The organism is Erythrobacter sp. SCSIO 43205 (assembly GCF_019904235.1).
Classification (GTDB): Bacteria; Pseudomonadota; Alphaproteobacteria; order Sphingomonadales; family Sphingomonadaceae; genus Erythrobacter.
This window is the reverse complement of record NZ_CP063202.1, coordinates 1,324,753-1,338,753: the sequence shown is the minus strand read 5'-3', so window position 1 is coordinate 1,338,753 and position 14,001 is coordinate 1,324,753. Positions and strand designations below refer to the sequence as shown.

At 58.7% G+C, this 14,001-nt stretch carries 12 protein-coding genes; 11 read left to right on the top strand and 1 reads right to left on the bottom strand.

Translation table 11 applies throughout. The annotated features are described in order from the left end of the window. Positions 1-169 precede the first annotated feature (169 nt). Entirely contained in the window at positions 170-454 is a 285-nt protein-coding gene (locus tag INR77_RS06190) for a metal-sensitive transcriptional regulator (protein WP_051699719.1), read from the bottom strand. A 106-nt stretch (positions 455-560) separates the two neighbouring features. Between INR77_RS06190 and INR77_RS06185 the strand changes: the two genes are divergently transcribed. The 11 genes from INR77_RS06185 to INR77_RS06135 all read left to right on the top strand — a co-directional run bounded on the left by INR77_RS06185 (position 561) and on the right by INR77_RS06135 (position 13,795). Further along, positions 561-833, top strand: a complete 273-nt coding sequence (locus INR77_RS06185; RefSeq protein ID WP_034953538.1) for a hypothetical protein — start codon at positions 561-563, stop codon at positions 831-833. A gap of 61 nt (positions 834-894) precedes the next feature. Beyond that, complete coding sequence (locus INR77_RS06180) at positions 895-3,102, top strand: copper-translocating P-type ATPase (protein WP_082831454.1); 2,208 nt, start codon at positions 895-897, stop codon at positions 3,100-3,102. Positions 3,103-3,284: 182 nt separating this feature from the next. Next, positions 3,285-4,610 carry an APC family permease gene (locus INR77_RS06175; RefSeq protein ID WP_255574003.1) on the top strand — a complete coding sequence of 442 codons (1,326 nt, stop codon included), beginning with the start codon at positions 3,285-3,287 and terminating at the stop codon, positions 4,608-4,610. Between the two features lie 138 nt (positions 4,611-4,748). Continuing rightward, positions 4,749-5,498: a glutaredoxin gene (locus INR77_RS06170; RefSeq protein WP_034953530.1), complete on the top strand. Its 750-nt coding sequence runs from the start codon at positions 4,749-4,751 to the stop codon at positions 5,496-5,498. Beyond that, positions 5,495-5,908: a potassium channel family protein gene (locus INR77_RS06165; protein WP_034953527.1), complete on the top strand. Its 414-nt coding sequence runs from the start codon at positions 5,495-5,497 to the stop codon at positions 5,906-5,908. The genes INR77_RS06170 and INR77_RS06165 overlap by 4 nt, the downstream gene beginning before the upstream one ends. Positions 5,909-5,967: 59 nt before the next feature. Next, a complete protein-coding gene (locus INR77_RS06160) occupies positions 5,968-6,432 on the top strand; it encodes a DUF305 domain-containing protein (protein WP_370632317.1) in 465 nt (154 codons plus the stop codon). Next, complete coding sequence (locus INR77_RS06155) at positions 6,429-6,917, top strand: DUF6692 family protein (RefSeq protein WP_034953522.1); 489 nt, start codon at positions 6,429-6,431, stop codon at positions 6,915-6,917. Before INR77_RS06160 ends, INR77_RS06155 begins: the two co-directional genes overlap by 4 nt. A gap of 632 nt (positions 6,918-7,549) precedes the next feature. Next, positions 7,550-8,785, top strand: coding sequence for a TolC family protein (locus INR77_RS06150; protein ID WP_223073040.1), 1,236 nt, complete (start codon positions 7,550-7,552; stop codon positions 8,783-8,785). Beyond that, on the top strand, positions 8,782-10,275 hold the full coding sequence (locus tag INR77_RS06145) for an efflux RND transporter periplasmic adaptor subunit (RefSeq protein ID WP_223073039.1): 1,494 nt from the start codon (positions 8,782-8,784) through the stop codon (positions 10,273-10,275). Before INR77_RS06150 ends, INR77_RS06145 begins: the two co-directional genes overlap by 4 nt. After that, positions 10,272-13,439, top strand: a complete 3,168-nt coding sequence (locus INR77_RS06140) for an efflux RND transporter permease subunit (protein ID WP_223073038.1) — start codon at positions 10,272-10,274, stop codon at positions 13,437-13,439. Before INR77_RS06145 ends, INR77_RS06140 begins: the two co-directional genes overlap by 4 nt. Further along, positions 13,418-13,795, top strand: coding sequence for a copper-binding protein (locus tag INR77_RS06135; protein WP_234715563.1), 378 nt, complete (start codon positions 13,418-13,420; stop codon positions 13,793-13,795). Before INR77_RS06140 ends, INR77_RS06135 begins: the two co-directional genes overlap by 22 nt. Positions 13,796-14,001: the final 206 nt, after the last annotated feature.

The following is a 14,001-nucleotide window of genomic DNA, read 5'->3' as shown; positions in this document are numbered from 1 at the left end:
CAAACCCTATCGGAGAAACACGACGAGATATCTTACGGCGATAAAAATGACGAGCACGAGAGACGGCGGAGGAGGACAAGCCGCGAGCGGGTCACGATCATCACTGATGCGAAACGCCGCCAGGGTCCTTCCCCTCCAAATCCCCATGCCTTGGCGGCGTAACCGATATCTATTTGGCCATCTTTTCGACCAATGCGACAAGTTCGGCGACTTTCTCCGACTGATCGGCCTTATCGTCCGAAGCGATCGCTTCTTCGATGCAATGTCGGGCGTGAATGTCGAGGACCTTGATACGCGCCTGCCGCGCCGCCGCTTCGAGCGCGATGATCTGCTGGAGAATATCCACACAATAGCGGTCTTCCTCCATCATTTTGACAATACCGCGAGCCTGCCCTTCGACACGTCGCATGCGGGTTATGGTGTTCGCAAATTTGCTGCTTTTTTTGTCGCTCATGGTCGTTTCTCCGTTGGCCGAGACCAATCCCCCAAATCCTAGACGCTTGCAATCCTGCATCGCAAATACTATACCCCCCTATAGTATATTTCAATTGGAGCTTATAATGTCTGATACGCCTTTGAGAGCCTCGATCATGACTTGGGGATGGACGCTGAGCGTCTTCCTTCTCGCCAGCTACCTCATCTGCATTGGTTTTGGGTTGCTCGCCCCTGCGCAATTCCGCATGCACGAGGCCTGGGCGCCGTGGCTCCCTGGGTTTGAATGGCTCACGCTGACCGGTTTCATCGCCGGGGCGATCGGCAGCTTTCTTTACGGTTGGTACATCGCGGGGCTGGCCGTGCCGCTCTACCGCTTCTTCCGAGCTCGCAACCGATAGCACTGATTGCATCTCGCTATCCGCAAGCTCGGTAGCATCATATGAACGAACGGAGCCGATAATGGACCACGCTCATTGCGCGCATCAACATGGTGACACCGCGGCAGCTGACGACGGACGATACGACGCCGTTCCAGCGGACTATGAAGGCCCGGTTTACACCTGCCCGATGCACCCCCAGGTTCGCCAACCCAAAATGGGTTCGTGTCCGCTTTGCGGCATGGGGCTCGAACTTGAATCGGCCGCTATGGTCGAAGAGGGCCCCAACCCCGAACTCGTCGACTTTACCAGAAGGTTCTGGATCGGCGCGGTGCTCACACTCCCACTGCTGGTGCTCACAATGGGGCCATTTCTGGGCTGGCCAGGAGTGCGCGACATTCTGGGCGAGCGCGCCACCTTGTGGACCGAATTCGTCTTGGGAACCCCTGTTGTTCTGTGGTGCGGATGGCCGTTTCTTGAACGGGGTTGGAACTCGTTCAGGACTTGGAACCTCAACATGTTCTCGCTCATCGCGATGGGCGTCAGCGCGGCTTGGATATTCAGTGTTGCAGCGATTGTTGCTCCCGATATTTTTCCCGACGGCTTTCGCGATGCCGAAGGCCACGTGGGTGTCTATTTCGAAGCGGCAGCGGTCATCGTAACTCTGGTCCTGCTAGGCCAGGTGATGGAGCTGCGTGCCCGTGAAGGCACCGGCAAAGCCATTCGTGCGCTGCTCGATCTCGCTGCTAAGACAGCCCGTGTGATCAGGGACAATGGCACCGAGGATGAAATCCCGCTCGAAGAGGTCGTTGTCGGCGACAGGATCAGAGTGAGACCGGGCGACAAAGTCCCGGTCGATGGCGTGGTTCTCAAGGGGCGCTCATCAATCGATGAAAGCATGATTACCGGCGAGCCCGTTCCGGTGGAGAAAGTCGAAGGGGACGGCGTCACAGGTGCAACAATCAATGGTACGGGCAGTCTCGTGATCGAGGCTAAGCGCGTCGGCTCCGATACGATGCTTGCACAGATCGTCGATATGGTCGCCGCCGCTCAGCGCTCGCGCGCACCAATTCAGAAATACGCCGATAAGGTCGCTGGACTGTTCGTTCCGGCAGTCATTGCGATTGCCAACCTCGCCTTCATCGCTTGGGCTGTCTGGGGACCGCAGCCTGCCTTGGCCTACGCGCTGGTAGCAGCTGTTGCCGTTCTGATCATTGCCTGCCCGTGCGCTCTTGGTCTTGCAACACCGATGTCGATCATGACTGCAACCGGCCGAGGCGCTCAGGTCGGAGTGCTCATCAAGAACGCCGAAGCGCTCGAGCGCTTCGAAACCATCGACACGCTGATTGTCGACAAGACCGGCACGCTCACCGAAGGAAAGCCCAGACTGGTTGCTGTCACCGCCGAGCCAGGGTTTGAACAAACGGAGCTGTTGCGCTTGGCGGCCTCGCTCGAACGCGGGTCCGAGCATCCGCTTGCAGAAGCGATCGTCCGCGGAGCCGAAGAGCGCGGTCTCGAGCTTGCAAGCGCGGAGGATTTCGAAGCGATTACCGGCAAGGGCGTGATTGGCCGCGTGGCCGACAAATCGGTTGCGCTCGGCAACCTCGCACTCATCACCGATATGGGCCTTGATGGCAGATCGCTGAGCGAACAAGCCAATGTCCGGCGCGATGACGGTGAAACCGTGATGTTCGTGGTCGTTGGCGGCCAGATCGCAGGGCTCGTTGCCGTTGCCGATCCGATCAAGGAATCAACCCCGGATGCGATCCGTTCGCTTCATGAACTCGGTCTCACGATCATCATGGCTACAGGCGACAATGAACGCACCGCACAAGCGGTCGCGGCCCGTCTCGGTATCGATGAGGTAAGAGCAGGCGTATTGCCCGAGGATAAGGCCAAGCTCATCCGCGATTTGCAAATGAAAGGCACCAAGGTTGCGATGGCAGGAGACGGGGTCAACGACGCGCCGGCGCTTGCGCAAGCCGATGTCGGCATCGCGATGGGCACCGGAGCCGATGTTGCGATCGAGAGTGCGGGTATTACCCTGGTGAGGGGCAATCTCGACGGCATTGTGCGCGCGCGCAGGCTCGCGCAGGTTACGATGCGGAACATTCGCCAAAACCTGTTCTTTGCATTGATTTATAATGCTTTAGGCGTGCCGATCGCCGCAGGTTTGCTCTATCCTTTCTTTGGCATCCTGATCAGCCCGATGTTCGCGGCCTTTGCGATGAGCGCATCCTCGATCTCAGTGGTGGTCAATTCGCTTCGCCTGCGCGGCGCAAAGCTCTGACCAGCATGGGGCAGCATTGCGCAGTCACACCTGTGGCCAATGTGGTGAATATCCAGCCCTGATAAGCGAGTCTTTATCCAGAAGATATTGATTGCTCGAAAATTTCTTGAGGGATGCGATCGAAATATTCGTACCGGGTCTTGAAACCTTCGCCCGCCTTGAGGCGAATCACGGGGACTGTTTTGCAAACGCACGAGCACGACGACCAGACGAGCGGCACTGGCTCAATAAGCCTTCTTGGCGGTGTCGCGATGGGCACGGGCGTGATGATTGGCGCCGGTATCTTTGCCCTGACGGGCCAGATCGCGGAACTGGCCGGGCCGCTCTTCCCTCTATCATTCATCGCCGGCGCGCTTGTCACGTCGCTTGCCGCATACAGCTACATCAAGATGTCGAACCGCTGGCCTTCATCCGGCGGCATCGCGATGATCCTCCAAAAGGCGTACGGCCCCGGCGTTGTTGCCGCATCGGCCTCGCTCCTGATGGCGCTGTCGATGGTTATCAACGAAAGCCTCGTCGCTCGCACTTTCGCCACTTATGCTCTGCGGCCGTTCGAGTTGGAACAAAACGGTTTGCTGGTTTCAGTCCTGGCGCTGGGGCTGATCGTCTTCGCCTACCTTGTGAACGCCGCTGGAAATCGATCCGTCAGCGGGTTCTCCTTGGTCATGTCAGCTATCAAGATCGGCGGGATCGCCGTGTTTGCTATAGCTGCAATCTGGGTCAGCGGCTTTGCCTCGGGCGCGTTCAGCGAACCTGCCACGACGTCTAGCGGCGAGGCTCTGTTAGCTTCGGTAGCGTTCTCGATCCTGGCGTTTAAGGGGTTCACCACGATAACCAATAGCGGGGGCGAGATTGTCGATCCCCACCGCAATGTCGGCCGCACGATAATGATTTCGATCGCGGTTTGCGTCGTTGTCTATTTGCTGGTCGCGGTTGCTGTAGGCTCAAGTCTCTCGATCGCCCAGATCGTGGAGGCGCGTGACTATTCGCTCGCTGCTGCTGCAGAACCCGCGTTGGGAGACCTCGGCTTTTACTTCACCGTCGCAATCGCGATCACCGCTACGGCTTCTGGTGTCATCGCCAGCGTTTTCGCCGTGTCACGAATGCTGACCATGTTGACCGAGATGGAGATGATCCCGCATAGCCATTTCGGAATGAGTGGCGGCATACGCAGCCATATGCTTGTCTATACGGTGGTCGCTGCAGGCGCTCTTGCGGTGCTCTTCGACCTCTCTCGCATCGCCGCCTTGGGCGCCTTCTTCTACCTTGTAATGGACATGCTCGTGCACTGGGGGGTGTTTCGAAACCTGCGTGAGGAAATCGGCGCGCGCGCATCCATTCTGTTGGCCGCGCTCGCAGCAGACGCGGTGGTTTTAAGCGCATTCACATGGGTCAAACTGAAAAGCGATCCGGCGATCGTCCTCTATGCCGTTCTTGGAATTGGCGCTGTGTTCATCGCCGAGTGGTTCTACCTCGCGCGTAGATCGTCGCAGGCGCAAGATTCCTAACCCAATATCTCTGTTGAGGAAAGGTGGCGGCCACTCAACCGCGGCCGAGACCATGAGGAAAGTTTCATCAATTTTGAAACTTCTTCGGACGGTTTGGGTAAGAATCCACAACGTCGGAATGAATGAAACGAGGCCTAAATGACCACGAAAACTGCAAAAGTTTACCGGATGGTGATGGACGATCACACCTGTCCCTATGGAATCAAGACGGTCGATCTTCTCAAGCGCCAGGGCTTCGAAGTCGAAGACCATCACTTGACGAGCAGGGACGAGACCGATGCTTTCAAGGAAAAGCATCAGGTCGAAACCACACCGCAAACCTTCATCAACGGAGATCGGATCGGCGGCTATGACGACGTGCGCGAACACTTCGGGAAAAGCCGCTCGCAGCCCGAAGAAGGCGAGACAAGTTATCAGCCTGTAGTGGCGATTTTTGCGGTCGCACTGCTGCTGGGGCTTGGCCTAAGCTGGTCGTTCTTCGAAACGCCTTTCACTGTCCGTGCAGCCGAGTGGTTCGTCAGCCTTTCTATGACGCTGCTCGCGCTTCAAAAGCTGCAGGATGTTCGCAGCTTCTCCACGATGTTCCTGAACTACGACCTGCTCGCCCAAAGGTGGGTGCCCTATTCCTTTATCTATCCCTTCGGCGAGGCAGCCGCCGGAATTTTGATGACTGCGGGCGCCTTGACGTGGCTTTCGGCACCGCTCGCGCTCTTCATCGGGACGGTCGGCGCAGTGAGTGTCTTCAAGGCTGTCTATATCGATAAACGTGAATTGAAATGTGCCTGTGTTGGTGGCGGGAGCAACGTGCCGCTCGGTTTCGTCTCGCTGACCGAGAACCTGTTCATGATTGGTATGGGCCTTTGGATGGGCTTCAAGGCCTTTGCATGATTGGCGCCCTGCTTCTCTCGGTTGCCCTCTTCTTGTTGGCGATTGCCTCACACTTAACGACGCTTGGTGCCGCGCACAGACTTGTCGATAGGCGAACCGATCTCTCTGCGAAGATGGCGGTTTCGCTCATGGTGCTGTTCTCGCACCTCCTGGTTGCGGCCTTGTTCGGTTTTGGGTTCTGGTTCGGCACCGCGTGGGGGCTGGGTAGCTTCGACACACCGGACGCCATGACCTGGATGGACTACTTCTATTTCTCCCTCATCAACGTGACCACGCTCGGATTGGGAGACATTTATCCCACCGATCACCTGAGGGTGATCGCTGGAATCGAGGCCCTGACAGGCTTCGCCTTGATTAGCTGCTCGGCCCAATTGTTCTGGAAGATGATGACACAAGGAGAAACACAATGACCGATAAATCGCACTCCTCTCACGAGGGTGGAGGAGGCAATTACTGGCGTTTCATGGCCATGGTCGCGACATCGACCGCGATCATGTTTTTCCTGATGTATTCGAACACCTTTGACGCCGACGATCTGTTCTGGAGCGAAACGCGCTTTTGGATGACGTTCGTGATGGGCGGCATGATGATGATCGTCATGCTCCTCTTCATGTGGGGCATGTACAAGGATCGCACCAAGAACTTCATCATCGTTGGCGTCGGCGCGCTCACCATGGCACTCGCTCTCTGGCTTGTTCGCAGTCAGACGACGGTCGACGACACGGAATACATGGCGGCCATGATCCCGCACCACTCCATCGCGATCATGACCAGCGAGCGAGCAAGCCTCAAAGATCCCCGTGTGCGCGAACTCGCGAAAGCGATCATCGTCGCGCAGCGCCGGGAGATCGCTGAGATGAAATACCTTATCGACGACATCGAACAAAACGGTCCGCGGACCGAAGAACGTTTGCCTGAGGAGATCCAGCAATGAGAAGCGCCGCTATCCTAACCCTGGCGACCCTTGGCCTCGCTGCGTGCAACACAAACACCGCCCCCGGCAACGACCGCGAGGCACATCTCGATCCGCCCGTGCAAGCAGCTCCCATTGAAGATGCAAGCACCGCGCTTGCCAATCTCAGCCCTGGGCTGATGCTTCCTGAAACCATGACTGATGCCGATCTGGCAGCCCTCGATGCAGAAGGCGATTGCCAATTCCGGCTCACCGAGGTCGCCTATCCCTCATTCGTGTATGACAGCGAAGGGCAAGGAGCGATCAAGATCAACGGTCGGCTCATCCCGGTCTCCAGAGATGAACAAGGGAACTATTCGAATGGCGAGCTTCGGGTGACCACCCGCTTGCTGGATGATGAAGGCACAGCTGGGCTCCGTATGCAGGAAATGATCGTCGTCGCGCCTCGTGCTTCTGATGAGTTTGGTTTCTGGGGCTATACTACTTGCGGGACGGAAGGTGCATGAAACCGCGAGCGCTGATCATGATCGCGCGGCCTGATGTCGCGTTAGCGACAGGCTCTCATGAGATCGCTGCAGGCGGTCCCTGCCTCCTTTCTTGCAGAGAAGAGACAGGGCGGCTTGTGAAACCAGAGCTTAGCATTTAGCGTAAAGACCAAGCATGGCTTTGTATCGAACCTTTCTGACGTTGTTCCTCTGTTTTGGCTTGATCTTCCAAGGGTCAGCGACAGCAGCTGCGATGCCTCAGACAGAGCCGATGCTGGCTTCTGATTGCGCTCAGATGATGCACCACTCGGAAAAAGGTGAGGCCGCTCATCACCATGGCGATGATACTGACGCCCCGTGTGAGAACATGTCGGTTGATTGCTTGCTGGCAATGAATGCGGTTTCTGCTGTTTGGGTGGGGAGCGATGCGCCTTCGCATGTTGTTAAGCCATTTTCCGACGGCCCTGTGTATTTGTCGAACATTACCTCACCTCTGCTCAGTCGCGCTTCTGCGCCCGATTACCCCCCTCCACGAATCTGACTTGATTGAATAACCTGAAGGCGAATTGCCCCTTCTGATTGCGCGGTCTCAGCGCTGCAATGCACCGTCATTGCCGTCGGACCTCGGCACGCACATCAAGTGAGATTTTTCCATGAAACGGTCCATAGGCGGTATCCTTGCCGCCGCCCTGATGCCAGCGCAGGTGGTGCTTGCGCAGCCAATTGGCTATGAAGAAGCCTTGCGAGCAGCGCGCGAAGATCAGCCGCTGCTCCAGGCCGCGCAATTGCGTATCGACGGCACGCGAGATGCCTCGGAAGCCGCAGATGAACTGCCCGATCCTGTGCTGCGTGGCGGGATTGCAAACTTGCCAATTACAGGGCCAGTAGCGTTCGAGTTTGATCGCCAGCTTCCAACGCAGATTGCTGTTGGCATTGAGCAACCAATCCCGAACCTGGCCCGGCGCAGAGCCCGTCGAGACGTAGCGGAGTCAGATGTAGCGCTCGCGCAAATGCGATTTGGGGTTGCGCAGCAGCGGATCGATATCGCCACGTCAACTGCCTGGATCGACCTGTATTATGCGGAGGAAAAACTCGCCTTCGCGCATACGGCTCTCAGCGATCTGCGCAGGCTTCAGCCGGTGGCGAACAGCGCCGTCGCTTCGGGATCGGCTCGTCCGGCCGAAAGCCTCGCCATTCGCCGAGAGCTTCTGGTCATCGAAGATGCGATCACAAGAATTGAAGCCGAGAGAGATGCCGCACGTGCCATGCTCTCGAGCTACATTCACACAGACGATCCCACTATCTCGGGAAATGCACCAGCGGCTGATGTCGACCAAGAAAGCCTCGAGCAAGCACTGGATCTCAACCCAGTCATTCGTCTTGCCGATGCCGCCACCGGACGCGCGCAAGCAAACGCGGACATGGCGCGCGCTGACTTGCGCCCCGACTTTGGAGTGAGCGTGAATTATGGGCGACGCGATCCAGCCTTCGGTGACGCCTTCTCTGTCATGGGATCGGTTACTCTGCCCATCTTCACCGATCGACGTCAAAAGCCGCGCATTCGTGCCGCCGAAGCAGAAGCCGCTGCAGCGCAGGCAGAGCGCGATGATCGTTTGCGGGCTCTGCGGGTGCAATTCGAATCCGATCTCGCATCGTGGCGCAGTGCAAAGCGCCAATGGGAACGTGCGCGCGATGAATTGCTTCCGCTGGCCCGGCAACGGGTCGAACTGGAAACGGCAAGTTTTGCTGCCGGTAACGCAGACCTGATCGATGTGATTGCGGCAAAGGCGGACCTGGCCTTGGTCGATCTTGAAATTTTCGAACGCGAGGCCGCCACGGTGGAATGGGCCGAGATGCTTCGCTTGACCTATGGGGAGCAACAGCCATGAGCGATGCGGTCAACAGCTCGGGTCTCTCGAAACGGACCTACGCAATCATCGCAGCCGTCGCGCTTGTCAGCCTCGGTGCGGGATATGCGCTTTCGCTCGTAGTCGGTGACAGCGAGGGTGGGATGTCTGGTTCCGCTGAGGCAGAGTGCGAGGACGTGCTCTATTGGTACGATCCGATGGTGCCTGGCCAGCGCTTTGACGAACCCGGCAAATCCCCCTTCATGGATATGATGCTGGTGCCCAAATGCGCCGGAGAAGCTGCGGAAGCCGGAGTCCAGATTGACCCGGGGCTGGTCCAGAACTTCGGCATTCGCACATCGGCAGCCGAATTCGGAGTCCTCGAGCCTGAAATCACCGTAACAGGTGTGTTGGCCTACAACAGCCGCAATGTTGCCATCGTTCAGCCGCGAGCGGGGGGCTATGTTCAACGGACCTATGGCCTTGCGCAGGACGATGTCGTCGGACGCGGCGCCCCGATCGTCGATATTCTGGTCCCTGACTGGGGCGGCGCGCAGCGCGAGTACCTCGCCGTACTCGATACCGGAGATCAGACGCTCGGCGATGCCATGCGGCAGCGCATGCGATTGCTCGGAATGACAAACGCGATGATCGCGTCCGTCGAACGCACGCGCCGCGTCCAGAACACGTTCACTGTCACCGCGCCTGCGGGCGGCGCTGTAACCATGCTCGGCGTGCGCCCAGGCATGACGGTGATGGAAGGTCAGACACTTGCAGAGATCACAGGCTTCTCGCCAATCTGGCTTGAAGCTTCGGTTCCTGAAACCCAGGCCGCAAGTGTTCGGCAGGGTCAGTCGATCAGTGCGGCGCTGGCAGCGTTTCCGGATGAGCGGTTTGCAGGCCGGATTGTCGCGATCCTTCCGAGCGCCGATGCTGCGAGCCGAACGATCACCGTCAGGGCCGAGCTCTCGAACCCGCGCGGAAGATTGAAACCGGGCATGTTTGCGCAAGTGTCGCTTTCACCCGACACACGGCGAGCCTTGCTGGTCCCGTCCGAGGCCGTCATCCGGACTGGCCGCCGCAATCTCGTGATGCTCAAGCAGGATGAAGGTGCCTTCCTTCCCGCCGAGGTAGAAATCGGACGCGAGGCGAATGGCAGGACCGAGATTCTGAAAGGGCTCGCCGAAGGCGAGCAGGTTGTCACCTCGGGGCAGTTCCTGATCGATTCTGAAGCAAGCCTCGCAGGGATTGATATCCGGTCGATCGACGGAACCATGAGCATGGCGGCCGACGGCCCGGCAAAGATGAAAACCTACACCGCCACGGGAAGCGTCACGAAGATCGCGGGCGCTTCGATCACTCTCAATCACGCGCCGGTTCCCGAGCTCGAATGGCCAAGCATGGTGATGCCCTTTGCCCTAGCCGACGCCTCTCTGGTCGAGGGTCTCGAACCGGGCGATGATGTCCAATTCACCTTCTCGCAGCATGACACCGGTCCGCGGATCGAATCCATCCGGAAGGTCGATCAATGATCGCGCGGATAATCGATGCATCGATTGCCAACCGGTTCTTCATCGTTCTGGCGGCTATCGCGGTCACACTCGGCGGTTTCTGGGCGGTCCGCGCAACGCCTGTCGATGCGATCCCCGATCTGTCCGACGTGCAGGTCGTGGTGCGCTCGAATTATCCGGGTCAGGCTCCGCGCATCGTCGAGGATCAGGTCACGTACCCTCTAGCAACCACGATGCTCTCGGTGCCGGGCGCTGAGACAGTGCGCGGCTATTCGATGTTCGGCGACAGCTTCGTCTATGTGATTTTCGAGGACGGGACTGACCTCTACTGGGCACGCTCGCGCGTGCTCGAATATCTCAACCAGGTGCAAAATGAGCTGCCTGAAGGTGTGACCAGCTCGCTGGGGCCGGACGCAACGGGCGTGGGCTGGATATACGAATATGCTCTCGTCGACCGAACGGGGAACAGCGATCTCGCCGACCTTCGCAGCCTTCAGGACTGGTTCCTTCGCTATGAGCTCCAGACCATTCCCGGCATCGCTGAGGTCGCCAGCGTCGGCGGTATGGTCAAGCAATACCAGGTCGTGCTGGAACCCTATCGGATGGCTTCGCTCGGCGTCACCCACAGCGATGTCGTGCGCGCGATCCAGGCGTCCAATCAGGAGGCCGGCGGCTCGGTTGTCGAAATGGGTGAGGCGGAATTCATGGTCCGCGCCTCGGGCTATCTCACGTCCCTCGAAGACTTCAGGCAAATCCCGCTCAAATCGGTCGGGAACGGTATCCCTGTCACCTTATCCGATGTCGCCACGATCCAGCTTGGCCCAGAAATGCGGCGCGGCATTGCCGAACTCAACGGTGAAGGCGAGGTCGCAGGCGGCATCGTCGTCCTCAGGCAAGGCGAGGATGCACGCGCTACCATCGCAGCAGTTGAAGAGAGGCTGGAAGTACTCAAGCCCAGTCTTCCCGAAGGGGTCGAGATTGTCACGACCTATGATCGATCGAAGCTCATCGACGCCTCGATCGACAATTTGACCGGCAAACTCATCGCCGAATTCATAATCGTCGCGATCGTCTGCGCTCTGTTCCTGTGGCACGTCAGATCCGCGTTTGTCGCCATCGTAACGCTCCCGCTAGGGGTTTTGGCCGCCTTCATTGTAATGCGTTTCCAAGGCGTGGATGCCAACATCATGTCCCTTGGCGGGATTGCCATCGCCATTGGCGCGATGGTCGATGCGGCCATCGTCATGATTGAGAACGCGCACAAGCATATCGAGCATTGGGAAGAGGATCACCCGGATGAAGAGCTGTCCGATAACGAGCGCTGGAAGCTGATCGCCGAAGCCTCGAAAGAGGTGGGGCCAGCGCTCTTCTTCAGCCTTCTGATCATAACCCTCTCGTTCCTGCCGGTGTTCACACTGCAGGCTCAGGAGGGGCGCCTCTTTTCGCCGCTGGCGTTCACCAAGACCTATGCCATGGCAGCGGCGGCGATCCTGTCGGTAACCCTCGTGCCCGTCCTGATGGGCTGGCTCATTCGCGGGAAAATCCCCAAGGAGGATACCAATCTCCTCAACCGTGCTCTGACCAAGGTCTATCGGCCGGGTCTCGATTGGGTGCTCAGCCGGCCCAAGACCACTCTGGTCGTGGCAGGGCTCGTGTTCCTTACAACGCTGGTCCCGTTCACCCGTCTTGGCGGTGAATTCCTGCCACCGCTCGACGAGGGCGACTTGCTCTACATGCCGAGCGCGCTGCCCGGCCTGTCACCGGGTGAGGCCTCGGCCTTGCTTCAGCGGACCGATCGGTTGATCAAATCCGTTCCCGAAGTCGAGACCGTGTTCGGGAAGGCAGGGCGTGCGGACACCGCGACCGATCCGGCGCCGCTCACGATGTTCGAGACGACTATCCGTTTCAAACCTCGCGAAGAGTGGCGGCCCGGAATGACGCCGGAGAAGCTCGTCGAAGAGCTGGACCAGGCTGTGCAGGTGCCAGGCCTCGCCAATGTGTGGGTTCCGCCGATCCGTAACCGCATCGATATGCTGGCGACCGGTATCAAGAGCCCGATCGGGGTAAAAGTGTCCGGTGAAGACCTCGCCGAGATCGAGCGCGTGGCGTTGCAGGTCGAGAACGTCGCGAAACAGGTTCCCGGCGTCAGTTCCGCCTTGGCAGAGCGTCTTTCGGGAGGCCGCTATGTCGATGTGGACATCGACCGGGTCGCCGCAGCGCGTTTCGGGCTGAATATCGCCGATGTTCAGCAGATCGTGTCGGGTGCGATTGGCGGCGCGAATATCGGGCGGACCGTCGAAGGGCTGGCGCGATATCCGATCAATGTGCGCTATCCGCGCGAGATCCGCGACAGCATCGGTGAACTGCGCGCGCTTCCTTTGCTTACTCCGTCCGGGCAGCAGATTACTCTGGGTACAGTTGCACAGGTGAGCGTCAGCGATGGCCCACCGATGCTCAAGAACGAGCAAGGACGTCTGATCAGCGTGGTCTATGTCGACACACGGGGACGTGACCTCAGTTCTGTCGTAAGCGACCTTCAGGCAGCGGTGTCGGAGGGCGTCGATCTGCCTGCGGGCGTAAGCATCTCTTATGCGGGGCAGTTTGAGTATCTCACTCGCGCCAATGAACGGTTGCAGGTCGTCATTCCCGCAACGCTCGGCATCATTTTCGTCCTGCTCTATTTGATCTTCCGACGGTTCGACGAAGCGCTGCTTGTCATGGGCACGCTGCCCTTCGCCCTTACCGGCGGGTTCTGGCTGCTCTACCTGATGGGCTACAACCAGTCGGTCGCCACGTCGGTGGGTTTCATTGCCCTCGCCGGCGTGTCGGCCGAGTTCGGCGTTATCATGCTGATCTATCTCAAGTCTGCGCTTGCCAAGGGCCGAGGCGAACTCGATGCGGAAGACGTGGGCGAAGCCATCAGGGAAGGCGCGCTGCTACGCGTCCGCCCCAAGGCGATGACGGTGGCCGTCATACTCGCCGGTCTCTTCCCGATCCTGATTGGAACCGGAGCGGGATCGGAGGTCATGAGCCGCATAGCCGCGCCGATGGTCGGCGGCATGATCACCGCCCCGCTGCTGTCCATGTTCGTTATTCCCGCCGCATACCTCTTGATGCGGCGCCCCCGGCCCGAGCGGTCACCACAATCTGAAGGAGAAACTGAATGCGTACCTCAACCCTTATGATGCTGCTTGCTGCGCCCCTGGCCCTCGCTGCTTGCGATAGCGCGCAGGAAACAGAGACCATGGAAGACATGCCGATGGACGGGATGGCGATGGAAGGACACGACATGTCGGCGATGGATGCGGTTGATGGCGCAAAAACGGCCAGCGCTGTAGGAACCGTCACCGCCATCGATGCCGAGGCAGGCACCATCACCGTCGATCATGAACCCGTTGCAGAACTGGGCTGGCCGCAGATGGTCATGGCATTTGATGCCAGCGAGGAAGTGCGCGGCGACATCTCGGTTGGCGATGCGATCAAATTCACGGTCGAGGCGACCGATGAAGGCAACACGATCACCGCGATCACGAAGCAGTAAGCCTGCGAAACTTTTCGCACAAGAAAAGCGTCACCCTTGGCCGACCAACCACTGGCTCGGCCAAGGGTGCTTGTTTGGGATAGATTGTCGCAATTCCGATCGAAATAAGATCCGTATCGCGGCTCGATATGGCAATCGCACATGTTGCCTGATTTTTGTGAAACCGGAATTATCCGGATAATGTGCGCGTTATACGAGGCTAAACT